Source organism: Streptococcus constellatus, from assembly GCF_902167705.1.
GTDB lineage: Bacteria > Bacillota > Bacilli > Lactobacillales > Streptococcaceae > Streptococcus > Streptococcus constellatus_A.
Genome location: NZ_CABHMZ010000011.1, coordinates 1 through 25,150 on the forward strand (window position 1 = coordinate 1; position 25,150 = coordinate 25,150).

At 41.1% G+C, this 25,150-nt stretch carries 26 protein-coding genes and 1 tRNA gene; 7 read left to right on the plus strand and 20 right to left on the minus strand.

Features of this window, described 5'->3' with window-relative positions:
• Positions 1–182 precede the first annotated feature (182 nt).
• The 4 genes from FQ204_RS03065 to FQ204_RS03080 form a co-directional block, all read right to left on the minus strand.
• On the minus strand, positions 183–1,229 hold the full coding sequence (locus tag FQ204_RS03065; RefSeq protein ID WP_144208484.1) for a zinc-dependent alcohol dehydrogenase family protein: 1,047 nt from the start codon (positions 1,227–1,229) through the stop codon (positions 183–185).
• 205 nt (positions 1,230–1,434) lie between these two features.
• Positions 1,435–1,752: a carboxymuconolactone decarboxylase family protein gene (locus FQ204_RS03070; RefSeq protein ID WP_144208487.1), complete on the minus strand. Its 318-nt coding sequence runs from the start codon at positions 1,750–1,752 to the stop codon at positions 1,435–1,437.
• A complete protein-coding gene (gene nmlR / locus FQ204_RS03075; protein ID WP_003036520.1) occupies positions 1,752–2,144 on the minus strand; it encodes a stress response transcriptional regulator NmlR in 393 nt (130 codons plus the stop codon). The genes FQ204_RS03070 and nmlR overlap by 1 nt, the downstream gene beginning before the upstream one ends.
• Before the next feature lie 15 nt (positions 2,145–2,159).
• On the minus strand, positions 2,160–3,200 hold the full coding sequence (locus FQ204_RS03080; RefSeq protein ID WP_144208490.1) for a zinc-dependent alcohol dehydrogenase family protein: 1,041 nt from the start codon (positions 3,198–3,200) through the stop codon (positions 2,160–2,162).
• 242 nt (positions 3,201–3,442) lie between these two features.
• Between FQ204_RS03080 and FQ204_RS03085 the strand changes: the two genes are divergently transcribed.
• The 4 genes from FQ204_RS03085 (at position 3,443) to dusB (ending at position 7,588) form a co-directional block, all read left to right on the plus strand.
• Positions 3,443–4,261, plus strand: coding sequence for a hypothetical protein (locus FQ204_RS03085; RefSeq protein ID WP_144208493.1), 819 nt, complete (start codon positions 3,443–3,445; stop codon positions 4,259–4,261).
• Positions 4,262–4,278: 17 nt separating this feature from the next.
• Complete coding sequence (locus tag FQ204_RS03090) at positions 4,279–5,550, plus strand: toxic anion resistance protein (RefSeq protein WP_144208496.1); 1,272 nt, start codon at positions 4,279–4,281, stop codon at positions 5,548–5,550.
• A 207-nt stretch (positions 5,551–5,757) separates the two neighbouring features.
• Positions 5,758–6,630, plus strand: coding sequence for an Hsp33 family molecular chaperone HslO (gene hslO / locus FQ204_RS03095; protein ID WP_144208499.1), 873 nt, complete (start codon positions 5,758–5,760; stop codon positions 6,628–6,630).
• Positions 6,617–7,588 carry a tRNA dihydrouridine synthase DusB gene (gene dusB, locus FQ204_RS03100; RefSeq protein ID WP_186286680.1) on the plus strand — a complete coding sequence of 324 codons (972 nt, stop codon included), beginning with the start codon at positions 6,617–6,619 and terminating at the stop codon, positions 7,586–7,588. The genes hslO and dusB overlap by 14 nt, the downstream gene beginning before the upstream one ends.
• Positions 7,589–7,662: 74 nt before the next feature.
• Here dusB and FQ204_RS03105 read toward each other — a convergent pair whose 3' ends face one another.
• The 3 genes from FQ204_RS03105 to FQ204_RS03115 are packed head-to-tail and all read right to left on the minus strand — an operon-like array spanning position 7,663 to position 11,037.
• Positions 7,663–8,103 carry a GNAT family N-acetyltransferase gene (locus FQ204_RS03105; protein WP_144208501.1) on the minus strand — a complete coding sequence of 147 codons (441 nt, stop codon included), beginning with the start codon at positions 8,101–8,103 and terminating at the stop codon, positions 7,663–7,665.
• A gap of 39 nt (positions 8,104–8,142) precedes the next feature.
• Complete coding sequence (locus FQ204_RS03110; protein WP_144208504.1) at positions 8,143–10,572, minus strand: ATP-dependent Clp protease ATP-binding subunit; 2,430 nt, start codon at positions 10,570–10,572, stop codon at positions 8,143–8,145.
• A 3-nt stretch (positions 10,573–10,575) separates the two neighbouring features.
• Positions 10,576–11,037, minus strand: coding sequence for a CtsR family transcriptional regulator (locus tag FQ204_RS03115; RefSeq protein ID WP_144208508.1), 462 nt, complete (start codon positions 11,035–11,037; stop codon positions 10,576–10,578).
• A 259-nt stretch (positions 11,038–11,296) separates the two neighbouring features.
• On the opposite strand from FQ204_RS03115, the gene FQ204_RS03120 reads away from it, so the two are divergent.
• Entirely contained in the window at positions 11,297–11,647 is a 351-nt protein-coding gene (locus tag FQ204_RS03120) for a hypothetical protein (protein ID WP_144208511.1), read from the plus strand.
• Positions 11,648–11,727: 80 nt separating this feature from the next.
• On the opposite strand, the gene tsf is transcribed toward FQ204_RS03120, so the two are convergent.
• Complete coding sequence (gene tsf, locus FQ204_RS03125; protein ID WP_144208514.1) at positions 11,728–12,771, minus strand: translation elongation factor Ts; 1,044 nt, start codon at positions 12,769–12,771, stop codon at positions 11,728–11,730.
• A gap of 82 nt (positions 12,772–12,853) precedes the next feature.
• Complete coding sequence (gene rpsB, locus FQ204_RS03130; protein WP_144208517.1) at positions 12,854–13,636, minus strand: 30S ribosomal protein S2; 783 nt, start codon at positions 13,634–13,636, stop codon at positions 12,854–12,856.
• Positions 13,637–13,933: 297 nt separating this feature from the next.
• Here rpsB and FQ204_RS03135 point away from each other — a divergent pair.
• Positions 13,934–14,004: transfer RNA gene (locus FQ204_RS03135), tRNA-Cys, on the plus strand.
• Positions 14,005–14,216: 212 nt separating this feature from the next.
• On the opposite strand, the gene nusG is transcribed toward FQ204_RS03135, so the two are convergent.
• The 4 genes from nusG to pbp2a form a co-directional block, all read right to left on the minus strand.
• Positions 14,217–14,753: a transcription termination/antitermination protein NusG gene (gene nusG / locus FQ204_RS03140; protein ID WP_003027329.1), complete on the minus strand. Its 537-nt coding sequence runs from the start codon at positions 14,751–14,753 to the stop codon at positions 14,217–14,219.
• Between the two features lie 143 nt (positions 14,754–14,896).
• Positions 14,897–15,073, minus strand: coding sequence for a preprotein translocase subunit SecE (secE, locus tag FQ204_RS03145; protein WP_144208520.1), 177 nt, complete (start codon positions 15,071–15,073; stop codon positions 14,897–14,899).
• Between the two features lie 9 nt (positions 15,074–15,082).
• Entirely contained in the window at positions 15,083–15,235 is a 153-nt protein-coding gene (gene rpmG / locus FQ204_RS03150; RefSeq protein ID WP_003074882.1) for a 50S ribosomal protein L33, read from the minus strand.
• 49 nt (positions 15,236–15,284) lie between these two features.
• On the minus strand, positions 15,285–17,507 hold the full coding sequence (gene pbp2a / locus FQ204_RS03155; RefSeq protein ID WP_144208523.1) for a penicillin-binding protein PBP2A: 2,223 nt from the start codon (positions 17,505–17,507) through the stop codon (positions 15,285–15,287).
• Positions 17,508–17,644: 137 nt separating this feature from the next.
• On the opposite strand from pbp2a, the gene FQ204_RS03160 reads away from it, so the two are divergent.
• The gene (locus FQ204_RS03160; protein WP_144208526.1) at positions 17,645–18,505 is read left to right on the plus strand and encodes an RluA family pseudouridine synthase; all 861 of its coding nucleotides are present in this window, start codon (positions 17,645–17,647) and stop codon (positions 18,503–18,505) included.
• A 53-nt stretch (positions 18,506–18,558) separates the two neighbouring features.
• On the opposite strand, the gene FQ204_RS03165 is transcribed toward FQ204_RS03160, so the two are convergent.
• From FQ204_RS03165 to FQ204_RS03195, 7 genes are all read right to left on the minus strand, one after another.
• Positions 18,559–18,768, minus strand: coding sequence for a heavy-metal-associated domain-containing protein (locus FQ204_RS03165; protein WP_144208529.1), 210 nt, complete (start codon positions 18,766–18,768; stop codon positions 18,559–18,561).
• Between the two features lie 14 nt (positions 18,769–18,782).
• Positions 18,783–21,035: a heavy metal translocating P-type ATPase gene (locus tag FQ204_RS03170; protein WP_144208532.1), complete on the minus strand. Its 2,253-nt coding sequence runs from the start codon at positions 21,033–21,035 to the stop codon at positions 18,783–18,785.
• A 3-nt stretch (positions 21,036–21,038) separates the two neighbouring features.
• Positions 21,039–21,506, minus strand: coding sequence for a CopY/TcrY family copper transport repressor (locus FQ204_RS03175; RefSeq protein WP_144208535.1), 468 nt, complete (start codon positions 21,504–21,506; stop codon positions 21,039–21,041).
• Positions 21,507–21,648: 142 nt separating this feature from the next.
• Positions 21,649–23,151, minus strand: coding sequence for a zinc ABC transporter substrate-binding protein AdcA (locus FQ204_RS03180; protein ID WP_144208538.1), 1,503 nt, complete (start codon positions 23,149–23,151; stop codon positions 21,649–21,651).
• A gap of 9 nt (positions 23,152–23,160) precedes the next feature.
• Positions 23,161–23,967 carry a metal ABC transporter permease gene (locus tag FQ204_RS03185; protein WP_144208541.1) on the minus strand — a complete coding sequence of 269 codons (807 nt, stop codon included), beginning with the start codon at positions 23,965–23,967 and terminating at the stop codon, positions 23,161–23,163.
• The gene (locus tag FQ204_RS03190) at positions 23,960–24,664 is read right to left on the minus strand and encodes a metal ABC transporter ATP-binding protein (protein WP_144208544.1); all 705 of its coding nucleotides are present in this window, start codon (positions 24,662–24,664) and stop codon (positions 23,960–23,962) included. The genes FQ204_RS03185 and FQ204_RS03190 overlap by 8 nt, the downstream gene beginning before the upstream one ends.
• Complete coding sequence (locus FQ204_RS03195; RefSeq protein ID WP_144208547.1) at positions 24,661–25,104, minus strand: zinc-dependent MarR family transcriptional regulator; 444 nt, start codon at positions 25,102–25,104, stop codon at positions 24,661–24,663. Before FQ204_RS03195 ends, FQ204_RS03190 begins: the two co-directional genes overlap by 4 nt.
• Positions 25,105–25,150: the final 46 nt, after the last annotated feature.

The following is a 25,150-nucleotide window of genomic DNA, read 5'->3' on the forward strand; positions in this document are numbered from 1 at the left end:
CCACGAAAATGTTTAGCTTACAGAACTGCTTATGAAGCTCTAGTGGATGAGTTAGAGTAAATGTTGCACTTATTCTTGCAATTTATCTTTTATTTTATCAAAAATGAAGGTATTTGAGAACTATTGGACTAACATTCACAATCATAAAAGAGGTCGGATTCTACCAACCTCTTTCGGAACTCTTAATTCATCACAATCATAGCTTTAATCGTTTTTCTGTCAGCCATGTCTTTATAGGCTTGGTCAATGTCTTCTAATTTGTAAGATTGAGTGAAAACTTTACCAGGATTGATTTGACCGTCTAGAACTGCTTTTAGCAAGATTTCTTTGTCATAAGTTGTACAAGAAGCTGGTCCACCAGCCATTGCCAAATTGACCATCCAGTAGTCACCAATATTGATGTCTCCTGTATGAGGTACACCAACGCGTCCGACAACAGCACCTGGACGAGCAATTCCAATTGCTGTCTCGGTTGATAAATGCGTTCCGACACATTCCAAAACAGCATCGCAGCCAGCACCGTTGGTTAATTCTTTGACCTTAGCGATACCTTCTTCACCGCGCTCTGCAACAATATCTGTTGCACCGAATTCAAGAGCTAATTTCTGACGATCTTCATGACGGCTCATGATAATAATGCGTTTTGCACCACGCAATTTTGCAGCAATAACAGCACAAAGTCCAACAGCTCCGTCACCAACAATAGCAACTGTATCACCTGTTTTCACATGTGCTACACGCGCAGCGTGGTAACCTGTTGGCATCACATCCGCAAGCGCCATGAAGTTGGCAATCATGCCTTCCGTATAATCACTAGGTTGTCCCGGAATCTTAATCAAGGACCAATTCGCATGTTGATAACGAACATATTCTGCTTGGTAGCCATCAGAGAAATTTTCCCCCATTGGATGACCTTGACAATCCCCTTCAAATCCAGCTTCACAAGCCGCACAATGTCCACAGCCATGAATGAATGGCGCAATGACAAAGTCTCCTTTTTTAAAAGTCGTAATGTCTTCGCCAGCTTCTTCTACAATCCCAATGACTTCGTGCCCAGAGTTCATGGAGCCTTCTTCTTTGGCATCATCCCCACGATAATTCCATAAATCCGAACCACAGACACAGGTGCGAACCACTCGCAAAATCACATCATCTTTTTCCATAATCTTTGGCATATCTACTTCTTTGACAGTTACTTGACCAGGCTTCATAAAGACAGTTGTTTTCATTTTATTTCTCCGTTTCCTTTATTAAAATAGAAGAATTATATATCGCTTTACATCAATCACAACACATAATACTTGTAAATGCAATTCACATTAACATTATTCCAGTAATTACAGGTTGTGCTTGTATAAATAGGTATATCCTTCTCAAAAACAGTATACCACTTGGAGTTCACTATAAGCCAAGAGGTTCTATTTTTCACATATTTTATTTCCAAATCTCTTTTGCACGGTTAAATGCAGACCAAGCCTTAGGCCAGCCCATATAAAAGGCTGCATGGGTAATGATTTCGGCTATTTCTTCCTTAGTTACCCCATTTGACTTGGCGAAGGCTAGATGATGTTCCAACTGCTCGAAATTGCCAGCAGTCATCAGAACCGATACTGTCACAATTGAACGAAGTTTAGGCGACAGCTCTTCCTCTCTTGACCAAACTTGCCCAAAGAGGACATCATCATTTAACTCTGCAAATTTAGGAGCAAATTCTCCTAGATTGTCGCGACCCGCTGTTTGTTTTTTTGACATTATTCGTCTCCTTTTTCTTCAAAAAGCTCTTTTTCTATAGGAACAATTTTATTTTTATAATTTTCAATTTTGTAATTCAAACGATCTAAGGTTTGCTGTAGCTGATTGACACGCTCTTCCAGTTTTTCTTTCTCGTCTTGCAAAATAGCCAAGCGAGCTGAAATACTAACCTCTCCTTTATCCAGCAGGCCAATGTAATCAATCAAACTTTCTACGGACATTCCAGCCTTTTTAAAACAACGGACAAATTCCAAAATATCAATATCGTGCTGGCTAAAATCCCGAATGCCTGCTTGATTTCGTGGGACAGGAGGAATGAGACCGATCCGCTCATAATACCGAATCGTATCAGCCGTTATCCCTGTCAATTCACTCACTTTCTTAATGTTCATTCAAAACCTCTTTTGTTATTGTCCGATGATAACCAACGACTTAATCGCTTCACGCTTGTCCATTGCTTCATAGGCTTCTTGAATCGTGTCCAAAGTAAAGCGTTTGGTAAAGACTTTCCCCGGTTCAATGCGACCTTTTAAAACGGCATCTAGCAAAACTTCCTTGTCATAAGTCGTAACAGACGCAATTCCTCCACGCAGACCAATGTTCTTCCAGAAAAGATTATTGGTATTCATTTCTGCTTTTTGCGGCACTCCTACACGACCAACAACAGCGCCTGGACGAGCAATTTTAGTAGCCGTATCCACAGATTGTTCTGTTCCAACGCATTCTAAGACAGCATCTGCGCCTGCTCCATCGGTCAATTGAAGGACTTTCTCAACAGCTTCGTCTCCCCGCTCTGCAACAATATCAGTTGCACCAAATTCACGCGCTAGTGCTTGACGATCTGCATGACGGCTCATCGCAATAATCCGTTCAGCCCCTAATAGCTTGGCAGCAATAACACCGCACAAACCAACGGCTCCGTCTCCCATAACAACGACTGTATCCCCTGCCTTTACTTCAGCTGTCTTTGCCGCATGATAACCCGTCGCCATTACATCAGCCAAAGTCAAGAGTGAATTCAGCTTATCATCAGAATAATCCTCTGGCTGTCCTGGAATTTTAACCAAAGCCCAATTGGCATTTGTAAAGCGAAGGTACTCTCCTTGATAGCCAGCATTACTTCCATCTTCCATATTTAAGCAATTACCATCAAAGCCGGCACGACAAGCCGCACAATGCCCGCAGCCATGAGTAAAGGGTACAACGACAAAATCACCTGCTTTTATATCCGTCACAGCCGATCCGACTTCTTCTACCACACCAATCGCTTCGTGACCCGCTAATGTGTTTGGCTCGCGCTTAGAAATGCCACGGAACCACCACAAGTCAGAACCACATACACAAGCTCTGACAATTCGGATAATCGCATCCGTTTCCTTTTCCAACTGCGGACGCGCAACCTCTCTTACCTCCATTTTCCCTAGTTCTACAAAAACTGCTGCTTTCATCTTATTGCTCCTTTCTCTATTAAAAAGATGATGCTCCACATTCATCAAAAAGATAAAATATTTACACTTTTATTATATACCTTGGAGTGCACTCTAAGTCAAGAAATTTTTGAAAAATCTTAGCAGTCCATGATTATTTTCAGCCAAACTTTTTATTAAAAATATTGTTCAGTTCCGTCTTTGATGCTTTTTTATGCTAAAATAGACTTAGAAATTTCAGAAGAAACGGGATTATAGAATTTATGTCCAGAAGAGATTATAGAAATGTACGTTCGAGAAGATGGATTGGTATACTGCTTATTTTTATCGCAGTCGGTATTATTATGCAGTACCTCATCCCAATCCTCTTTGCTGTCGGTATAGGCTACGGAATTTACTACTATGCAACCCAGCAGCCGAAAAAAATCACAGGACCTAGCGCCAGTCAGCAAATTGAAGATTTAAAAGAGGAAATCGGTGCCGCAGATAGTCGAATCAGACAATTGGATGCTTATCTGGAAGAAAAGTCTTATGAAAAATACCAACAGTTGGCTGAACAGCTCTTACCTCAATTAAGCTATATCCAAGGTCGGACTGATACCTTGAAAAAACATATCTCGCCTGAAATTTACCAGCGGATTCAACGGAAAGTGCAAGACGTAACAGCAGACATTCATGCTCAACTTTACAACCTCCGCACGCAAGATGCTGAGAGTACAAAGTCAAGCCTTGAAGAATTAGCACCAGAATTGCTCGAAACCATTCACAATATCCAAACCGACCATGAAGCTATTCTCAAGAAAATTTCTCAATCAGAAAGCAACAACAAGGAAGAATTAACTGCTATTCATCAATCTCAAATGGAGCATTATGAGGATATTTTGGAGGGTTACCTAAAAATCAAGGCTTCCCCGAAAGATTTTTACAATGCTGAGGAACGGCTCTCCAGTGCCAAAGCGGCTATTGAGCAGTTTGATTTAGACTTGGATGAAACACTCCGTCAGCTCAACGAAGCTGATCTGCGAGATTTTGACATCAGCTTGCGGATTTTAACTAAAAAAGAGACGAACACAGAACTATAACATCAAAAGGAGACCTTATGAGCCAAGAATTTAACTTCGACATTGACAAAATCGCTAACAATGCCATTACGAAAACGGATAAAACCACTGAAATCATTGAATCAACCAAAACTCAAGCAAATGGGCAGTTAACTTTTTTGGAGAAATTAACTCCTGAGCAACAAAATGCTATCGTGGCAAAAGCCCCACAGTTGGTAGATAACTTTATTTCCGACCAAAATGCTCTTTTAGATTTTGGGCAAGCCGCAGTCGAAGATGTTAATAACACTGTCAACCGTATTTTAGCCGAGCAAAAGAAACTTCAAATCCCACAAGTCGATGAATTGCTAAAAAATACTAATAAAGAATTAAATGGTTTTGTTGCTAAGTACAAGGATGCTCAAATTGCAGAACTAGATAAAAAGCCAAATTTCTTAGAAAAACTCTTTAAACAAAGCAAGAATACCTTGCAAGAGTTCTATTTTGATTCACAAAATATCGAGCAAAAAATGGACGGAATGGCTGCTACTGTCGTCAAGCAAGAAGATGTACTTGCACGCAATATCGTTTCTGCTGAGATGTTGATCGAAGACAATACCAAATCCATTGAAAATCTAGTCGGTGTCATTTCCTTTATCGAAGCCAGTCAAAGAAAAGCCGGTGCGCGTGCCTTGACTCTTCAAAATGAAGTGGCACAATTAGATACCGCCACTCTAGATTACCAAACCAAATCACAAGAATTGGCCCGCTTGACTGAAGTTGTCAATACATTGGAACAGCAACATACTGAATACATTAGCCGTCTGTATGTTGCTTGGGCCACTACCCCGCAAATGCGTAATCTCGTGAAGGTGTCTTCTGATATGCGCCAAAAACTCGGCATGCTCCGTCGCAATACCATTCCGACCATGAAGCTCTCTATTGCTCAACTAGGCATTTTGCAACAATCAATGAAATCTGGTCAGGTAGCGGACGCCATTTCTAATGCCAACAATGCAGCGCTTCAAATGCTGGCTGAAACCAGCAAAGAAGTCATTCCACAAATGGAGAGAATCTCGCAAAATCCAACAATTGCAGTCGAATCTGTTACTAAGTTGGCTGAAAGCTTAGTCGCTCAAAACCAAGGTATTATCGAAGCTATTGACAAAGGACGGGAAAAACGCGCTCTCCTTGAAGCGACTGTTATCCAATCCGCTGAAACCATTAACGACTCTGTTAAACTGCGCGACCAAAAGATTATCCAGGCTTTGCTAGATCAGGGAAAAGAAACTCAAAAAGAAGTGGATGAACGGACTATAAACGAAAACTAATGGACTGGAACAAGAGTTTTCTAAATTCTTATGATATACTATTTTTTCACCGAAACGAAGTGGGCGCTTGGTGGTTTTCATTCCTTGCTATGCAAAGAATGAGACCAGCCTCGTCAACTATGGGGGGTGGGACAACAAAATCAATTTCTTACGAAATACCGATTTTTGTCCCGCTCCCTTTTCTTTTTTTATGTTACAATAAAAGGTATGGACAAGATTATTAAAACTATTTCAGAAAACGGAGCTTTCCGAGCTTATGTACTAGACAGTACTGAAACCGTTCGGACAGCTCAAGAAAAGCATCACACTCAGGCCAGCTCAACTGTAGCACTAGGCCGCACGCTCATTGCCAGTCAAATCCTTGTCGCAAATGAAAAAGGAGATACAAAAATCACCGTCAAAGTTCTAGGGACAAGCTCTCTCGGTGCTATTATCACCGTTGCAGATACAAAAGGTACGGTCAAAGGCTATGTGCAAAATCCCGGCGTAGACATAAAAAAGACTGCAACGGGGGAAGTGCTGGTCGGACCATTCGTTGGAAATGGCGAATTTCTCGTCATTACAGACTATGGAACTGGAAATCCTTATCATTCTATGACGCCACTTGTGTCCGGTGAGATTGGCGAAGATTTGGCATTCTATCTAACAGAAAGTCAGCAAACTCCGTCAGCTGTCGGGTTAAATGTTCTACTAGATACCAATGACAAGGTCAAGGTTGCTGGTGGTTTCCTCTTGCAAGTCCTTCCTGGTGCCAAAGAAGCAGAAATCGCTCGCTTTGAAAAGCGAATCCAAGAAATGCCTGCTATTTCAACACTTTTAGAATCCGAAAATCATATTGAAGCCCTGCTTTCAGCTATCTATGGTAATGAGCCTTACAAACGATTGTCAGAAGAAGAACTCCGCTTCCAATGCGATTGCAGCAAAGAGCGTTTCCTAAATGCTCTCTCAAGCCTACCTAAGTCAGACCTTGAAGAAATGCGAGACGAAGACCACGGCGCTGAAATCACCTGTCAATTCTGCCAAAGCACATATCATTTTGACGAGAAAGACTTGGAGGAACTCATTCGTGACAAATCTTAATACCCCTTTTCTGATTGGCGATGTAAAAATTCCCAACCGAACGGTTCTCGCTCCTATGGCAGGTGTGACCAATTCGGCTTTTCGGACGATTGCAAAAGAGCTTGGTGCAGGACTTGTCGTCATGGAAATGGTCTCAGACAAGGGCATTCAATACAACAACGAAAAGACACTCCACATGCTGCATATTGATGAAGGGGAACATCCTGTTTCCATTCAATTGTTTGGCAGTGACGAAGATAGTTTGGCGCGCGCAGCCGAGTTTATCCAAGAAAATACCCAAACAGATATTGTGGACATTAATATGGGCTGTCCCGTCAATAAAATTGTCAAAAACGAAGCTGGTGCAAAATGGCTCAAGGATCCAGACAAGATTTATTCTATTATCAGCAAGGTTCGGTCTGTTCTCAATATTCCGTTGACTGTGAAAATGCGCACTGGTTGGTCGGACGCTTCACTAGCTGTTGAAAATGCTCTGGCAGCTGAAGCTGCTGGTGTGTCGGCTCTTGCTATGCACGGACGCACACGCGAACAAATGTACACTGGGCAGGCTGATCTTGAAACCCTCCACCATGTTGCTCAAGCCTTAATCAAGATTCCTTTCATTGCCAATGGCGATATTCGCACCGTTCAAGATGCCAAACAACGCATAGAAGAAGTCGGTGCTGACGCAGTCATGATTGGACGCGCTGCTATGGGCAATCCTTATCTCTTTCATCAAATCAATCACTATTTTGAAACGGGAGAAATCTTGCCCGACCTCAGCTTTGAGGATAAAATGCACATCGCTTACGATCATTTGAAGCGCTTGATTGACCTTAAAGGCGAACATATCGCTGTTCGAGAATTTCGTGGTTTAGCACCTCATTACCTCCGCGGAACTGCTGGTGCTGCCAAACTCCGCGGTGCTATTTCCCAAGCCAACAGCCTTGCGGAAATCGAAGAATTGCTACAAGTCTAAACATCAAAAAACACCAATCATCTGGAAAATTATTCCCAAATGGTTGGTGCTTTTTATTTAAACAGCACTTTCTACTAGGTATCTATCCGAGTCATTTCAGTCCTCGCTTGATTACGGTAAATGAGATCTTCTCGAACAGAGAAACCTAATTTTTCCCAAAACTGATTTCCTTCTGTATTTCTTTTGAAAACAACTAAGGCAACCTTATGAATTTTCAAATCATCTAGGACGGTTAAAACCGCCTCAACCAGCTGTCTTGCAATCCCTCTCCTGCGATAGTTCGGATGAACAGCTGTATGGTAGATATAGGCTCTTCGTCCGTCTGAACCAACTAAAATCGCTCCGATAATCGTTTGATTTTCTACTGCTACCAGACAAGTTTGAGGATTTCTTTGCAAAAACCGAGCAATTCCCTCTTTTGAATCATCTAAATCATTCAATCCCATGCCTGCACACGACAACCACAATTGATAAACCTGATCATAATCCGCTTCTGTCATTTCACGAATGTTCATCTTTTAAATCCTTATCTATCCCTGAATGTTTCAAAAAACTCATAGCACTTCAAACTTCAGCTGCCCGGCTTTAACACCGACTTTCAAACGTTGTCCTGTCTTTAACTCACCAGCTAAAAGTAATTCGGATAAATGATCTTCTACCTGAGTTTGTAGAGTTCTGCGAAGTGGCCTTGCTCCCATTTCAGGGTCATAACCCTCTTGAGCCAGAAGTTTCAAAGCGCTAGGTTGGAATTTCAGCTCAATTCCTTTTTCAGCGAGACTGACAATGAGTGGTTTCACCATAATTTTTACCACTTCTTGCATGTCTTCGCTAGTCAGGCTATGGAAAACAACCTTTTCATCAATTCGATTGATAAATTCCGGACGATAACTTTTCTTGAGTTCTTCCATCATCCGTTTTTCCATGCTTTCATGGCCAAAGCGGGCATCACGCGCTCCAAAACCGACCGTCTTATCATCCCGCAAACTTGTCGCACCAAGATTGCTGGTCATAATGATAATGATATTAGAAAAATCCACCTTGCGTCCCTTGCTGTCGGTCAGCACCCCATCATCTAAGACCTGGAGAAGCACATTGAAAATATCAGGGTGTGCCTTTTCTACCTCGTCAAAGAGGAGCACAGAGTAAGGACGATTGCGAACTTTTTCAGTCAATTCGCCCCCTTCTTCATAACCGACATAACCTGGAGGCGCTCCATTGAGACGACTGGCCGCAAATTTCTCCATGTATTCACTCATATCAAAGCGAATAAGTGCTGACTCATCATCAAAGAGAACTTCTGCCAAGGCCTTAGCCAACTCAGTTTTTCCAACCCCAGTTGGACCCAAGAACATAAACGATCCGATGGGACGTTTGCTGGTGCGGATGCCGGATTGATTGCGCCGAATCGCTCGACTGATAGCAGAAATTGCTTCATTTTGCCCAATGACCCGTTTGTGCAGCTCCTTTTCTAAATGGAGGTATTTCTTCGCATCTGTTTGCGTCAACTTTTGCACAGGAATGCCCGATAAACCGCTGAGTGTTGCCAAAATATCCTCGTCTTTAACCTTTAGTTTATAGACAATTGGCTGATTTTCTTTCTCCAACAAAGTGCCAACCTTTTTCCAATCGCCTGCCATTAAAGCCTCGTCTGCTGCACTCAATTCTGCTTTTACATGATTTTGCGGACCTTTATTTTGTACCGTTGCGGCAGCTTCATCTAGCAAATCGATCGCCGAGTCAGGTAGATGTTTGCTGGTTAGATAACGATGAGCATACTTAACAGCTGTCTCAATCGCTGAATCTGTAATCACCACTTTGTGGTGCTCTTCATAACTTTTCTTGAGTCCCTGTAAAATCGCAATACTATCAGCTACCGTCGGCTCTTCAATAGTAACCTTGGCAAATCTCCGTGAAAGAGCTGCGTCCTTTTCAATATATTTCTGGTACTCTTCTTGTGTCGTTGCGCCAACCGTTCTGAGTGTCCCTCTAGCCAAAGCTGGCTTGAGAATGTTCGCTGCATCTAATGTCGAGTCAATCCCGCTGCCAGAACCCATAATAGTATGAAGCTCATCAATAAAGAGAATCACATGTCCATCTGCTTCAATATCATTGATAATATTGTTCATCCGCTCTTCAAAATCACCACGGAAACGAGTTCCAGCCACCACATTCATCAAATCTAACTCTAGAACTCTCATCTTTGCAAGCTTATTTGGAACTTGACCAGCAGCGACACGTTGCGCCAAACCAAGGGCTAATGCTGTCTTCCCAACTCCAGCATCTCCTACCAACACTGGATTATTTTTCGTCTTGCGACTTAAAATCTGAAGCATGCGCGAAATTTCTTCATCACGCCCAACGACCGGTTCCAAAAGACCAGCATGAGCCATTTCGGTTAAATCACGGGTGTAATCTTCTAACCCTCCGCTGGTAGAAGGAGGCATTCCCATCATATTGGCCATCGTTTGTTTTGCTGCAGCAGCATTTTTATTTAAGTGGCGAATAGCCTTTATATCCTCTTTGCTCCAGCTAGCCTTATGCTCTAAATTCTTCCGAAGATCTGTCATGCGCAAAACGCCTTCTTTATCTTCATAACTAAAGCCTGTAAATTCAAGGATACGTGCCGCCAAACTTCCTCTGTCAAACAGCATGGCTAGCAACACATGCTCTGTCCCAAGATTCTTAGCATGAACAGCCTCTGCAATTCGTTCAGCTGTTAAAAACAACACTTTCATGCGATAAGAAAACGGCCAAATGGTAAAGGTTCCATCCTGTTGATAAACCTTTCCCGTGATGTGAAAAGCTGCCTTTTCAAAGTCATCAATTTCAAGTGGATAATCGTTTAAAACTGAACCAGCAACACTATAAGGATTGTTTGCCATCGCAATCAATAAATGCCAAGACTCCAAATAATCCGTTTCAAAATGACTCGCTAACAGTTGTGCTGATTCAATACTTTCTGTCAAAGCTTTTGAATATTTCATATATTAGTTTTTCCCTTTTCTATCAACTTGTTGTAAAATTTTCTTTAACATTCGCGCACGAATCTGTGCAGCATTTACTCCCAATACCCTGTCTGTTGCCGTTGCTAAAAGAAGATTTCCTTCTCGTTCTGTCATGATTTTTTCATCAAACAATAGCTGAATGATATCTGTAAAGACCTGCTGATTAATCTGCTCGCCAATGCTATGCAGCAAATCACAAAGTAGCTCATGATGATTGGAAAACTCAATCCGACCAATTCGAATGTAGCCGCCTCCACCACGCTTGCTTTCAACAACATAGCCGCGACTTTCTGTAAAGCGCGTCTTTATCACATAATTTATCTGGCTGGGAACAACCTGAAAAACGTCCGCAATCTCGCTTCGCTTCAACTCTGCAATCCCCGCCTGCGCCAAAAGAGCTTTAATATATTCTTCAATACTATCTGATGTATTTTTACTACTCATGACAACTCCTTTCCTTTAGGTCTCACTCTATGCACAATACCCGCAACTGACATTGACTATCTTTGACTATTATTATACCGAAATTCTTCCGTTTTTGAAAGAAAAAGAGCCAAATGAAAAACTGAAAAGTCTGATTATTCAAGCAAGTGAAAAAGCTTATTTATCAGCAATAATTCGAGTGTAAACGCTTGCTTTTTAAATTTTAAGCGTTATAATATAGATGAAAATTTGACGATATCAATAAAAGGAGGCCAAATGAATGAAAATGGATTGGTTCAAATATACACGTCATGTACTGGTTTGGTTGTTTTCAACTTTATTCTTTTTTACAATTATTTCTGCTGACTATGTAGATGTTCAAGTCGCCACATTAGTCGCCTGTTTGTTTGCCCCGTTTTTATTTGAACCGTCTTCAATAAAACCCAAAACAAAATGGACAATTGACTTAGCCATTGTTGTCACTAGTGTCTTTGCTATTCTGTTTACACAAACTTACCGAATCGCTTTCACTTACTCTGAAATTACTTATCTACTCATCTCCTTAATTGTTTTAATCTTTGTAGAGTTAGTCATTTCCCACAAGGGATTCACTAAAAGAATTGTAAAATAGCAATAGTCACTAACTAGAAAAGGTTAGAGAACTGGACTTGTTCTCTAACCTTTTGTTTGTTATTTAAATAGTTGATTGACTTAGTTTTGTCCAAGTGCAGCAGCCATCGTAGCAGCTACTTCTGATTCAAAATCATTGGCAGCTTTTTCAATACCGTCACCTACTTCAAAACGAGTGAAGCTAGCGATTGTAGTCCCTTGACTTTCAAGGAATGCTTCAACGGTTTTGCTGTCATCCATGATGTAAACTTGTGCCAATAGTGTATATTGTTGGTCAACTTTTGTATTGTCTAACATAAAGCGATCCATTTTACCAGGAATGATTTTATCCCAGATTTTTTCTGGTTTGCCTTCGGCAGCAAGAGCAGCTTTGATGTCTTCTTCAGCTTGTGCAATCACTTCATCCGTCAATTGAAGTTTAGAACCAAATTTGTAGTGTGGAAGTGCTGGTTTACCAACCATTGCACGACTTTCATTATCTTGGTCAATCTTGTGGTTCATTTGAGCTAATTCATCATGGATAAATTCTTCGCTCAATTCTTTGTATGAAAGAACAGAAGGTTTCATAGCTGCAGCGTGCATTGCCACGTGTTTTGCAAGATCTTCGTCACTACCTGAAAGAACAGTGATTACTCCGATACGTCCGCCATTGTGTTGGTAAGCACCAAATACTTGATCATCTGCTTTTTCAACAACTGCAAAACGACGGAATGAGATTTTTTCTCCGATGGTAGCAGTTGCACTAACATAAGCAGCTTCAAGCGTTTCTCCTGAAGACATTGTCAAAGCAAGAGCTTCTTCGTTGTTAGCTGGTTTGCCTTCTGCGATAACTTTAGCTGTTTCGTTTACCAATTCAACAAATTGAGCATTTTTCGCCACAAAGTCTGTTTCTGAATTTACTTCAACGATAGCGGCAACATTGCCGTTCACATAGACACCAGTCAAACCTTCAGCAGCAACACGGTCTGCTTTTTTAGCAGCTTTTGCCATACCTTTTTCACGAAGCAATTCAATTGCTTTTTCGATATCGCCATCTACTTCTACAAGTGCTTTTTTAGCGTCCATGACACCAGCACCAGATTTTTCGCGCAATTCTTTTACAAGCTTAGCTGTAATTTCTGCCATTTTGATCCTCCAATTAAGATATTATGCTTTTATTTAATAAAAAGGGGAGGGCTAGGCCCCGCCCCATAGGTTCGTTACTTGATTATTCGTTTGATCCTTCGACAACTTCAACGATTTCTTCGATAGAATCTGCTTGTGTATCAGTTGCAGCCAATTCTGCTTCTACTGATTCAACATTATCTTCACCTTGACGGCCTTCGATAATCGCATCAGCCATTTTCGCAGTGATCAATTTAACAGCACGAATAGCATCGTCGTTAGCTGGGATGATGACATCAATGTCATCTGGATCTGTATTTGTATCCACCATCGCTACAACTGGAATACCTAATTTTTTAGCTTCTTTAACAGCGATTTGTTCTTTATGTGGATCTACAACGTACATTACATCTGGGATACGCGGCATTTCTTCGATACCACCCAAGAATTTTTCAAGACGAGCACGTTGCTTGTTAAGAAGGGCAACTTCTTTCTTAGGAAGAACGTCAAAAATTCCATCTTCTTCCATACGTTTGATTTCTTTCAAACGAGCAACACGTTTTTGAATCGTTTCCCAGTTTGTAAGTGTTCCACCCAACCAACGGTGGTTGATGTAGTATTGACCAGCACGTTCTGCTTCTTCTTTTACAGCGTCAGCAGCTTGTTTTTTGGTACCAACAAACAAGATAACTGCATCGTTAGCAGCTGCATCACGCATAAAGTCGTATGCTTGATCTGCAAATTTTACAGTTTGTTGCAAGTCGATAACGTGGATACCGTTACGTTCTGTGAAGATATACTTAGCCATCTTAGGGTTCCAGCGACGAGTTTGGTGACCAAAGTGTACGCCAGCCTCAAGAAGTTGTTTCATTGAAATTACTGCCATGAGTAATGTCTCCTTTTTGTTTTTTTCCTCTTTCAGATTTCAACTCGCAAAATCACCCGTAGGCAACAATTTCACGATTCATCTGAAATGAGTATTTGCCGATTACACGACATCTACTATCATATCAAAATTTCTTCCATTTTACAAGAGGCATTCTGCTTTTTTATAGCCCTCCAAATGATAACTCGGCTGCTTTATTGCTTGAACTCAGGCAAAGAAGCGCGAAAATTTTACAAGGAGATAGCAGTCTACACTCTTGACGAAAACGATTTTTTACGATAAAATAGTAAAAGTTGTGGCGGTATAGCCAAGTGGTAAGGCACGGCTCTGCAAAAGCTTGATCGTCGGTTCAAATCCGTCTACCGCCTTTCAGTACCTGACTTATCAGGAATTAACCGAATGAAAAGCCCGTAAAATAGGGCTTTTTTATTTTTTTGTTCGGTTAAATCAGATCAAATCTGATAAAGTTGGTGGGCAAGTAGTTTTAAAATGAATTTATTATTTTGGATAAAAATAGATAGCATAAAAAAGCAGGCTAGGAATCAATTTCTGCATGTACTGATTCTAGCTTGCTTTTTGATTATAATTCAGCAATTTGGTTCAGATTTACTTCGGCAACTGTATCATTTCCGAACAGCGAAATAATCATCTTCACTTTGTTGTTGTCAATTTCAGTGATTTTACCCGTATAATCTGCAAAAGCGCCGTCAATGATACGTACGGTATCGCCAACTTTCACATCAATATCAAATTCTTGAACGGTTTGTCCCATTGAAATCAAGATTTGGCGGATTTCCTCTTCCAAAAGTGGTGTTGGTTTAGAGCGGTTTCCATGTGAGCCGACAAAGCCTGTTACGTTTGGTGTGTTCCGTACGACAAACCACGCTTCGTCTGTCATCACCATTTCTACCAAGACATAACCTGGGAAGCGGTTTTCTTCAACTTCTTTGGTTTTTCCGTTCTTTTCCACTTGCACCGTTTGCGTTGGGATTTCCACGCGCAAAATATTTTCTAACATATTATAGGTTTGCGCACGCTGTAAAAGATTTTCCTTTACTTTATTTTCATATCCTGAGTATGTCTGCAAGACAAACCAGCCTTTATCAAAACTGTCCATCGTTCTTCCTTTCCTAAATAAAAAAGCCTGTGGGCTTCGGTTTCTTTCTAGCCCTATTATACCACAAAAATAGCCAATGTAACCTTTTTACTGCTATTTTTTACAATAAAAACCTACTTGACAAATAGCAAGCAGGCTAAAAATTAAAAGATATTTAACAATCGTACCAAACCTCTTGTAACAAGTAGGTCGAAAAGATAAATAATGACAACAAAGAAAGCTGTGTATTCCATAACTGAGATAAAATCTACCCAGCTTTGCTTTCTAGTTGGCCAAGTTGTATCTTTTAATACTTGAAATGTATCTTTAATGAATCTCACAACTTTCTCCTATCTAGTTTCTTTATGAATCGTGTATTTACTACAATGCTTACAATATTTATTTACTTCCAGACGTTTTGGTTTTGGCGTACTACTCAATTTGATTGAATAGTTTCTCGATCCACAAACCGTGCACGCCAGACTCGCTTTTTTTAGTGCCATAACGCCTCCATCTTGTTTATTATATCAAGAAAGCCCATTTTTGACAAGCCTATTGGAACCAACTCTTCACCGTGTCCCAAAGATTCTGTGCTTTTTCAGGAATCTTAGCATCGTCAATAGCTTTCTTCGCTTGGTCAACCAAGTTCTTAGCTTTATCCTGTACATCTTTCAAAATATCTGAAGGATTGTTACTTTGATTTGCAGTGTCATTTGTACCACTCGTATCAACCGGTGCAATGCCGTTTTTGGCATAGGCATTTTCGTCACCAAATTTCGTACCATTGGTGTACGGTAGGATACTATTTGCCACACTTCGGAAAATAGCTGAAGCTTCATTGGCACTGGTGCCTGTAAGATAATGATTTTCATCTGTCTTTGGAAAACCTAGCCACTGACTAATCACCACATCTGGCGTGTAACCAATAACCCATTGGTCTCCTGACAAATCTGGGTTAAAATCAGTCTCTGTCGTTCCTGTCTTCCCAGCCATGTCATAGCCGTAAGGAGCTGCATAAACACCTGTACCATTGGTAAATGTTCCCAGCATCATACTGGTCATTTTTTCTGTTGTTGAGCGATTGAGCACTCGCGTTGAAGTTGATTTATGAGTTTTAACGACTTGTCCACTAGCATTTTCAATTTTGGTAATCAAATGAGCATCATTCATAACTCCATTATTTGCAAAAGTCGAGTAGGCTTGTGCCATTTGAAGCGGATTAGTTGCTACGCCACTACCAAGAGCCACTCCAAGGGTCTGCTCCACTTTATCCATATTCAAGCCAAATTTTTTACCATATTCAAAAACTTTTTTCAGTCCTAATTCATTAGCTGCAGCAACTGCTGGAATATTTAAGGATTGCGCTAAAGCCTGATACATTGGCACAGTCGGACTGGATTGAATCCCGCCATAGTTATTCACAGTGTAAGTTCCATACGTTGTTGTACTATTATCCAATTCTTTATTGATAGACCAGCCTGCATCAACTGCGGGGCTATAAACAACCAAGGGCTTAATGGTGGAACCAGGACTTCTTGACGATTGTGTGGCATAGTTAAAACTTCTAAAACCAGCATTTATATCACTGTTTACCTGACCAACCAAAGCGCGAACTCCTCCCGTTTTAGGGTCAAGTGCCACGCTACCTGATTGAGCTCTTGTCCCATCGGCTGCTTGCGGGAATAAATCTTCGCGATCATAGATAACTTGCATGCTAGCTTGGTAATTCTGATCTAGCTCTGTGTAAATACGATAGCCGTTATTGACAATATCAGCTTCTGTTAAGCCATAATCTTGAACTGCTTCATTGATAACCGCATCAAAGTAAGACGGATAACGATAATCTGCTGATTTTCCTGTGTAAGCATCTACCAATTGACTACCCAATCCATTCGCTGCTGCCTGATCAGCTGTCGTTTGATTGATATAGCCAGTAGCTACCATATTTTGCAGAACGGTATTGCGCCGATTGGTTGCATTTTTGATAGAAGCAATGGGATTGTATAGCTCCGGTCCTTTAAGCATGCCCGCCAAGGTAGCAGACTGGTCAAGTGTCAACTGGCTAGCAGATACGCCGAAATATTTTTTAGAGGCATCTTCTACACCCCACACACCATTCCCAAAGTAAGAATTGTTAAGGTACATGGTGAGAATCTGATTCTTACTATATTTCTTGGTTAATTCCAAAGCAAGGAAAAATTCTTTTGCTTTCCGCTCAATAGTCTGATCTTGAGATAGGTAAGCATTTTTGGCTAATTGCTGCGTAATGGTGGAGCCACCGCCAGAACGTCCCGCTGTCAAAATCGCCATGATAAAACGACCGTAGTTAATCCCACTATTTTTATAAAAAGAACGGTCTTCTGTCGCAATGACAGCATGTTGCAAATTCGGGCTAATCTGAGACAATTCTACGTAAGTTCCCTTTTGACCTGACAAACTTCCAGCTTTTTTGCCGTCCTTATCATAAATAGATGTCGTTGCTTTCAAAGCATTCTGCAAATCATTCACATTAGTGGATTTGGCAACATAAAAGAGATAGCCTCCTGTCACCAAGCCAAAACCAAGTCCCAAAATCAAGACAATCTTCGTCAGGTGATAGCGACGCCAAAATCGACGAAATGGATGTTGAGAAATCGGTTTTTTTCGGCTTTTCCCAGAACGACTCAAATGTGATTCAGCCTCTTCAACCTCTGTCACCTCTTGATGCTTACGCTCAGGACTTTCCTTTTTAAAATGATTTACTGCTATTTCAAATAATTCACTCAATTTTTTCATATCCTTATTCTATCACCTTCTCCATATCCAGACAAGAAAGGACCTCTTATTAAGCGTTCAGTTTAGAAAACTTTAAGAAATTGTTCAATCTTTAGCTGGCTATTTTCAATCATCAGCTATTTTGTTACAATAAAATCATGCAATTTACGATTACGATTCCACAAGGTTTGCCAGAAATGACAGTCAAAGAGCTTCTTGAAGAACATTTTTTGATTCCACGGAAGATTCGCCATTTTTGGCGTATCAAAAAACATGTCTTCGTCAACCATGAATCAATCAATTGGCAGAGTATTGTCCACCCACATGACGAAATTACATTGATTTTTGACGAAGAAGATTATCCGAAAAAGTCTATTTTAATGGGCAAAGCTGATTTTGTGGAAGAATTATACCAAGATGAACACATCATCATCGTCAACAAGCCCGAAGGCCTGAAAACACATGCCAATGAACCAACAGAGCTGGCGCTTTTAAATCATGTCTCTGCTTATGCTGGAGATACTTGCTATGTCGTTCATCGCTTAGACAAGGAAACGAGCGGAGCAGTTCTTTTTGCGAAAAACCCTTTTATCTTGCCAATCTTAAATCGATTGCTAGAAAACAAGAAAATTTCGCGTGAGTATTGGGCTTTGGTACAAGGAGCATTTCCCAAAAAACGTCAAATCTATACGGATAAAATCGGGCGTGACCGCCACGATCGACGAAAACGGCTGGTGGATAACAAAAACGGCCAATACGCTGAAACGCAGGTCACCAAGCTCAAAGAAATTGGAAACAATACCCTCGTTAAGTGCCAGCTTAAAACTGGACGCACTCACCAAATTCGTGTACATCTTGCTCATCATGGATACCCCATTATCGGCGACCCATTGTACAATCCTCAAAAGGCAGAGCGCCTCATGCTTCATGCTCATCGCTTAACTTTCACACATCCTTTTACACTTGAAACAATTAGTGTCGAAGCCAGCTCTCAAAGTTTTGAAAAAGGATTGATTTAAAAAAATGATAGGCAGACATCGTTATCTTTGAATAACAATGTCTGCCTGTTTTTCTATGCAACAGCAACAACTTTATAAATTGTTTTAGCGAGTGCTGCCTGGTAATCTGCTGCGCTGTAAGCGCGGTCTGTGGTGACAGTAGCAACCTTTGTATCTAAATCAATTTGAACGTCCGATACACCTTCTAATTTTAGGAAGTGCTCAGTGACGTGTTTCACGCAATTTTGACAAGATATATTTTCTAAAGTGACGATTTGTTTCATGATGAATTCTCCTTTTATGATTTTCTTTTAAAGCGCCGTAAACGCAACGCATTGGTGACGACAGAAACCGAGCTAAAGCTCATGGCAAGACCGGCTAACATAGGATTGAGCAACGGACCGCCAAATACATACAAGAGCCCCATTGCGACCGGTATTCCTAAAGTATTGTAGGCAAAAGCCCAGAACAGATTTTCTTTGATATTTTTAATCGTGGCTTGGCTGAGGCGAATGGCTGTCACCACGTCTAAAAGATCGCTATGCATCAAGACAATGTCGGCTGAATCAATAGCCACATCCGTTCCAGAGCCAATGGCAATCCCGACTTCGGCTTGCACCAGAGCAGGTGCATCATTGATCCCGTCACCCACCATGGCAACCTTTTTCCTTTGCGTTTGCAAATCCTTGACAACATCTGCTTTTCCGTCTGGAAATACTCCTGCAATCACGTGATCGACACCAGCTTCTCTTGCAATGGCTTGAGCCGTTTCCTCACGATCACCTGTCAGCATCACCACTTCTAAGCCCATTTTTTGCAATTCAGCAATAGCTTCACGGCTATTTTTTTTGATTTGGTCAGCGACTGCTACCAGCCCTACCAGTTGTCTATCCAAAACGACAAACATAGCCGTCTTTCCTTGATGAGATAAGAAAATCAAGTCAGAGATATGTTCTCCGAGCTCGACTTGGTATTGTCTCATCAAGCTTTCATTCCCGATTAAAATTTCTTGAGCTTTTACGTGAGCTATAATCCCTTTACCTGAAATCGCTTGGAAATCCGTTACCGGTGCTAATGGTATAGCTTCCGCTTTAGTGGCTTCCAAAATAGCAATTGCCAGCGGATGCTCTGAATGTTGCTCACTACTTGCAACTAAACTCAGCAAATCCTCTCGCGAAATAGTACCAAAAGTCAGTACATCAGTCAAACTTGGCTTCCCTTCTGTAATCGTACCTGTCTTATCCAGAACGACAACATCTACCAAATGAGCCGCTTCAAGAGCCTGCCCCGACTTAATCAAGACACCATTTTCAGCGCCTTTTCCTGTGCCGACCATAATAGCCGTCGGAGTAGCTAGCCCAAGCGCACAAGGACAAGCGATAACCAATACCGCGATAAAGATAGAAAGTGAGAATTGCAGACTTTCTCCTGCTAGAAAATACCACAACAGAGCTGCCAAAACTGCCAAGCCCAAGACAATTGGTACAAAGTAGAGCGAGATTTTATCTGCCATAGCCGCAATAGGCGCTTTCGAGCCTTGCGCTTCCTCTACCAAATGAACAATCTGAGCCAAGGTTGTGTCTGAACCAACTTTCGTTGCTTCATAGTCAATAGAGCCCGTTTGGTTCATAGTGGCACTCGTAATCACATCTCCGACATTTTTTTCAACAGGAACGCTTTCCCCTGTCATCATGGACTCATCTACATAGGTCTGTCCAGAGATAACCACACCGTCAACTGGCATACGCTCTCCTGGCTTAATCCGTACAATATCTCCCACCTTGATGTCTTCTGTATCAATTGTGACGACTTCGTCATAACGGATAACCGTTGCTTGGTTGGGCACCAAGCTCATCAAACTTTGAATCGCTTGTGAGGTTCGACCCTTGGCATTGGCTTCCAGATATTTCCCCAGTAAAACAAGAGTGATAATCACACCAACTGATTCAAAATACAACTGGTGCACAAAAGTATGATGCCCCAGTAAAACTTGAACGACCGAGTACAAACTATACAGAAAGGCTGCACTCGTTCCTACAGCAATCAAACTATCCATGTTTGGATGCCGTTTCACCAAATTTCGAAAGCCACGCGCATAAAAGCCCCAGCCTACCCAGATAGCCGGTAAGGTGAGGAGAAGCTGTGCCAATACAAAGGCAATGGGATGCGTCATGTGATCTAAAAAGGAGGGCAACGGCAAGCCAATCATGCTCCCCATTGAAATATAGAGGAGTGGCACGGTCGCTCCTGCCGCAAACCAAATCTGACGCGCCATTTGGCGCACGTTTTCTTGCTTTTCCGCGACTTGCTTCGCATAATCAGACTGCTTTTGTTCTCCTTTTTCTATCGCTTGGTAGCCCGCTTCTTTCACAGCGTCTAAGACTTGCTCACTTGCAAATCCGTCTTTGGGAAGAACTGTCAATTTTTCCGTCGCCAAGTTCACCGTAGCTTCTTCTACCGTTGGAAGCTCCTTGACTGCCATTTCAATCGTCATCGCGCAAGCTGCACAGGTCATGCCAGATAATTTATACTCTCTTTTGTCTTTTTCCATTTCTTACTCCGCCATTTTGGATTGATTCGTGTCATCTTGACAATGTGCACCACAAGTACATTGACCTGGTGGACAATTACATTGAACCCTTTTAGGAGCTTGTACCTGCTTTTCTTTTACAACATCTAGGATTCGAGACAAATCTGTTTGACTGAATTGATTGCTTTCTAGTATTGAAACTACTAAATCGCCATGCTTGGTGTTGCACATATTGTCAAGCAAGGTACGCCAACTATTTTCCAAGTGCTCATCTTCTAAAATCAACGCATCATAGTAAAATTTCCCCTCAATCTTTTCCATTGAAATAAATTCTTTGGTCTTCAGGCGATTCAGCAAGGTTTTGACAGTAGCCGGTTTCCAATCAAAATCAGCTTCTAAGCGCTCTACAACTTCAGTACTCCGGCTATGAGGATACGCCCACAAAACGCGCATGACTTGCCATTCTGCCTGACTGATATTTTGTTGTTCCATTTTATTTCATCTCTTTTCTGATTACAATTGTAATTTTTGATTCTTTCATAGTTTACATCTGTAATCAACAATTGTCAAGCAAAAAATCGAGAAGATTGTTCAACTCGATTTTTCTCTTTCTGTATAGAAATTTATATCTTCATCAATGCGCAAGCATTTCTTGGGCGATTTCTTGTCCGCTTAATTTCGTTGGGTAGTAAGTTGGCCAATTTTCCAATTCGTTAAAGAGGGCTTCTTGGCTTTCACCACCATAAAAGATATGGAAGTGTGCTGCTTTCGTTGGGGCGATATTATGGTCGCTAAATTGAACATATTTATATTTGCCTGCATCAGCGTCTGTTGCTTCAAACATGAAGCGCACGCCACGATTGCCTTTAGAATACGTCAAAGTGTGTTTGCCGACATATTTGTAAGTATATTTCTTCTTTTGTCCATTTACTACAAATTCCATCGTCTTATCTGTGATATTGATATTAGACACATCTGTCTTGTAGCCTTTTTCATAATAGGCTTTGTACTCAGCCGCTGTCATCTTACCACTTAATTTTGCTTTATAGTCAAAGACTTGATCTAAAGTTCCGTCTTGCAAATATGGATAAACAGATTGCCATTGACCTGCATAATCCGATAATGTTCGGTCCTTAACAGCACTATCTTCAAAGTAACCATTTTGTACAGTCTTCGTATTTTCCTCTTTTTCAGCAGAAATTTCAGCACCTGCTTGGTCGGTTGTCTTTTTCAAGGCTTTCAAGTTGGACTTCATGATTGAAATGTAGTCCGCTCCGTCTTTGGTTTGTTTTTCTGTCAGACTTTCAAGTGGATTGAGCACATCCAATTTCACACCTGTTTCCTTTGCCAAAGTAGATGCCAAGGCTTGAGAAGCATTTTCTTCAAAGTAAATGTACTTGATATTGTTTTTCTTGATGTACTGTGTTAATTCCGCCAAGCGAGAAGCAGAAGGTTCACTGTCTGGTGACAAACCTGAGATAGAGACTTGTTTCAAACCGTAGTCCAAAGCAAGGTAACGGAAGGCTGCGTGCTGTGTCACAAAACTTTTTTGTTTGGCATTTGCCAATCCGTCTGTGTATTCCTTATCCAGAGCTTCTAATTTTTTAATGTAAGCTGCTGCATTCTTCTGGAAAGTGGCTTTCTTATCTGGGTAGCGTTTGCTTAAGCTATCTCGAATATTTTCCACCATCTTAATGGCACGTTTTGGTGACAACCACACATGCGGATCGTATTCGTGATGATGCCCTTCACTCCCATGATCATGGTCTTCTTCCTCTTCTGTACCAGGAAGAAGCAACATTTTTCCAGTTGCTTTCACCACATTTACTTTATCTTTTTTCAAAGTTTTGAGCAATTTTGGTACCCAAGTTTCCATGTTTTCATTTTCGTATACAAAAGCATCTGCATCTTGAATCGTTGCGACAGCTTTGGCAGACGGCTCGTATTCATGCGGTTCTGTTCCTGCACCAATCAAGAGCTTTACATTAGCCGTATCTCCGGTGACTTGCTTGGTGAATTCATAGACTGGGTAAAATGTTGTGACAACATTTAATTTCCCATTTGTACTTTTTTGATTAGAACAAGCTACTAAAAAGATGCTCAGCAAACTTGCCACTAATAAAGCAATTTTCTTCATTTCTAGCTCCTATTTGATAAATTTTTTCAATAAATTAACAAGTAAAAATACGCCAACAAAAATGATGGTGATGCTTGCACTGGCTGGTGTTTCGGCATAATACGAAATATACAATCCAGCAATCATACCTACAAATCCGATAACATTAGCTAATAGAATGACAGATTTAAAGTTTTTCCCAAGCCGCAGAGCAATACTTGCCGGCAAAACCATAATGGTCGATACTAGCAGGGCACCTGCCGCTGGAATCATGAGAGCAATGGCAACACCTGTCACGATATCAAATAGAATAGACATAGTACGAACAGGCAGTCCGTCCACAAAAGCTGTATCCTCATCAAAGGTCAAAATATACATTGGTCGAATGAAGAGAAAAGTCAACACAAGTACGATTGTCGCAATGATAAACAGTGAAATTACTTGCTCCGTACTAATCGTGACAATAGAACCAAACAAATATTGATCTAAACTCATGGAACTAGAGCTTTTGCCCCTGCTCATAACAATCAAAGCAATGGCAAGTCCTGTCGACATCAGAATTGCCGTTCCAATTTCCATAAAATCCTTGTAAATTGTCCGCAGGTATTCTAAGAAAACTGCTGCAATAATCACAATAATGACAGTTGAAATCGTAGGCGAAATACCTAGCACCAAACCAAAAGCAACCCCCGAAAGCGACACGTGGCTGAGCGTATCACTCATCAAACTCTGACGTCGCAGAATTAAAAAAGTTCCTAAAACAGGTGAAAACAGACTCATGGCAATTACTGCCAGAAAAGCCCGCTGCATAAAGTCGTAAGCTAATAAATTAAGCATGGCTCACCTCCTGATCACTCTCGTGAACATTGAAGCACCGCCATGGTGAATCTTGATTTCGCACCAAATGAATATTGCGGTCCGCATATTTTCGGACTTCCTCTGGATCATGTGTAATCATCAGAACAGCCTTGCCATGCCGATGCGCACTGTGGTGCATCAAATCATAAAATTCATCCTTGCTGCCTGCATCCATTCCTGTTGTCGGCTCATCCAAGACAAAAATATCTGGATCTGAAGCGAACATTCGTGCAATCACTGCCCGTTGCTTTTGCCCGCCTGACAGCGAGCCAATCCGTTTATCTCGATGTTCCCACATACCAACTGCATCTAGACTGACCTTGATATGCTCCTCATCATGGGCATTTAAACGACGGAACCAACCCTTGCGCGGATACCGACCGGATTTTACAAATTCATAGACGGTACTTGGAAAACCCGCATTAAAACTAGCAATTTGCTGCGGCAAATAAGCAATCCGTAATTTCTTGCCAGCTGTATTTGTCTTAGAAATCATCACCTTACCAAATCGAGGCTGCAAAATCCCAAGACTAGCCTTGATCAATGTCGTCTTTGCAGCGCCATTTTCACCTGTCAAGGTCACAAACTCACCACTATCTAAATAGTAGTTAATATGCTCCAACACAGGCTCTTTGTCATAATAGAAGGACAAATCTTCAACCGTGATATACCTCATTTTCTGATTTCTCCCACTAAGGTTTCTAAGAATTTTTGAATGGTGGCTTGCTCATCAGAACTATATTGATTAGCAATTTTTTCGTAGATTTCTATCGTATGGTGATGATGGTGCTGATGTTCAGCCGCAACAGGTTCCGCCAATTCTGTCAACCGATAAAAAATGACACGTGCATCTTTAACATCTTTAAAAGGTTCCAACATTTCTTGCTTGATGAGCGACTTGATAGCTTTTGTCACCGCTGCCTGACTGATATTCAAGCGCTTTGCTAACTCTGAATTTGTCAAAGATTCCTCAGACAACAACATCAAAATATGCTCTTGAGTATTGGTCAATGGCATTCCACTCGTGCAAGATCCAATCAAAATCTCATGTTGATTCTCGGATTTTAAAATGATTTCATTTAAAAAACGATCAATTTCATGTGCTAACTGACTCATTTTTCTCCTTTTCTGATTAACCAGTTAATTCTTTACTAGTTAAGTA

Coding starts and splice junctions, on each gene's coding strand:
- nusG (WP_003027329.1), bottom strand. CDS start 14,753: ATGGACAGTTTTGATAAAGGCTGGTTTGTCTTGCAGACATACTCAGGA.
- FQ204_RS03120 (WP_144208511.1), top strand. CDS start 11,297: ATGAAAATGGATTGGTTCAAATATACACGTCATGTACTGGTTTGGTTG.
- FQ204_RS03175 (WP_144208535.1), bottom strand. CDS start 21,506: ATGGAACAACAAAATATCAGTCAGGCAGAATGGCAAGTCATGCGCGTT.
- FQ204_RS03165 (WP_144208529.1), bottom strand. CDS start 18,768: ATGAAACAAATCGTCACTTTAGAAAATATATCTTGTCAAAATTGCGTG.
- FQ204_RS03080 (WP_144208490.1), bottom strand. CDS start 3,200: ATGAAAGCAGCAGTTTTTGTAGAACTAGGGAAAATGGAGGTAAGAGAG.
- FQ204_RS03185 (WP_144208541.1), bottom strand. CDS start 23,967: ATGCTTAATTTATTAGCTTACGACTTTATGCAGCGGGCTTTTCTGGCA.
- FQ204_RS03115 (WP_144208508.1), bottom strand. CDS start 11,037: ATGAGTAGTAAAAATACATCAGATAGTATTGAAGAATATATTAAAGCT.
- rpsB (WP_144208517.1), bottom strand. CDS start 13,636: ATGGCAGTAATTTCAATGAAACAACTTCTTGAGGCTGGCGTACACTTT.
- tsf (WP_144208514.1), bottom strand. CDS start 12,771: ATGGCAGAAATTACAGCTAAGCTTGTAAAAGAATTGCGCGAAAAATCT.
- pbp2a (WP_144208523.1), bottom strand. CDS start 17,507: ATGAAAAAATTGAGTGAATTATTTGAAATAGCAGTAAATCATTTTAAA.
- FQ204_RS03180 (WP_144208538.1), bottom strand. CDS start 23,151: ATGAAGAAAATTGCTTTATTAGTGGCAAGTTTGCTGAGCATCTTTTTA.
- FQ204_RS03065 (WP_144208484.1), bottom strand. CDS start 1,229: ATGAAAACAACTGTCTTTATGAAGCCTGGTCAAGTAACTGTCAAAGAA.
- FQ204_RS03110 (WP_144208504.1), bottom strand. CDS start 10,572: ATGAAATATTCAAAAGCTTTGACAGAAAGTATTGAATCAGCACAACTG.
- FQ204_RS03070 (WP_144208487.1), bottom strand. CDS start 1,752: ATGTCAAAAAAACAAACAGCGGGTCGCGACAATCTAGGAGAATTTGCT.
- FQ204_RS03170 (WP_144208532.1), bottom strand. CDS start 21,035: ATGGAAAAAGACAAAAGAGAGTATAAATTATCTGGCATGACCTGTGCA.
- FQ204_RS03085 (WP_144208493.1), top strand. CDS start 3,443: ATGTCCAGAAGAGATTATAGAAATGTACGTTCGAGAAGATGGATTGGT.
- FQ204_RS03090 (WP_144208496.1), top strand. CDS start 4,279: ATGAGCCAAGAATTTAACTTCGACATTGACAAAATCGCTAACAATGCC.
- rpmG (WP_003074882.1), bottom strand. CDS start 15,235: ATGGCACTAAAAAAAGCGAGTCTGGCGTGCACGGTTTGTGGATCGAGA.
- FQ204_RS03160 (WP_144208526.1), top strand. CDS start 17,645: ATGCAATTTACGATTACGATTCCACAAGGTTTGCCAGAAATGACAGTC.
- FQ204_RS03190 (WP_144208544.1), bottom strand. CDS start 24,664: ATGAGGTATATCACGGTTGAAGATTTGTCCTTCTATTATGACAAAGAG.
- FQ204_RS03105 (WP_144208501.1), bottom strand. CDS start 8,103: ATGAACATTCGTGAAATGACAGAAGCGGATTATGATCAGGTTTATCAA.
- nmlR (WP_003036520.1), bottom strand. CDS start 2,144: ATGAACATTAAGAAAGTGAGTGAATTGACAGGGATAACGGCTGATACG.
- FQ204_RS03195 (WP_144208547.1), bottom strand. CDS start 25,104: ATGAGTCAGTTAGCACATGAAATTGATCGTTTTTTAAATGAAATCATT.
- hslO (WP_144208499.1), top strand. CDS start 5,758: ATGGACAAGATTATTAAAACTATTTCAGAAAACGGAGCTTTCCGAGCT.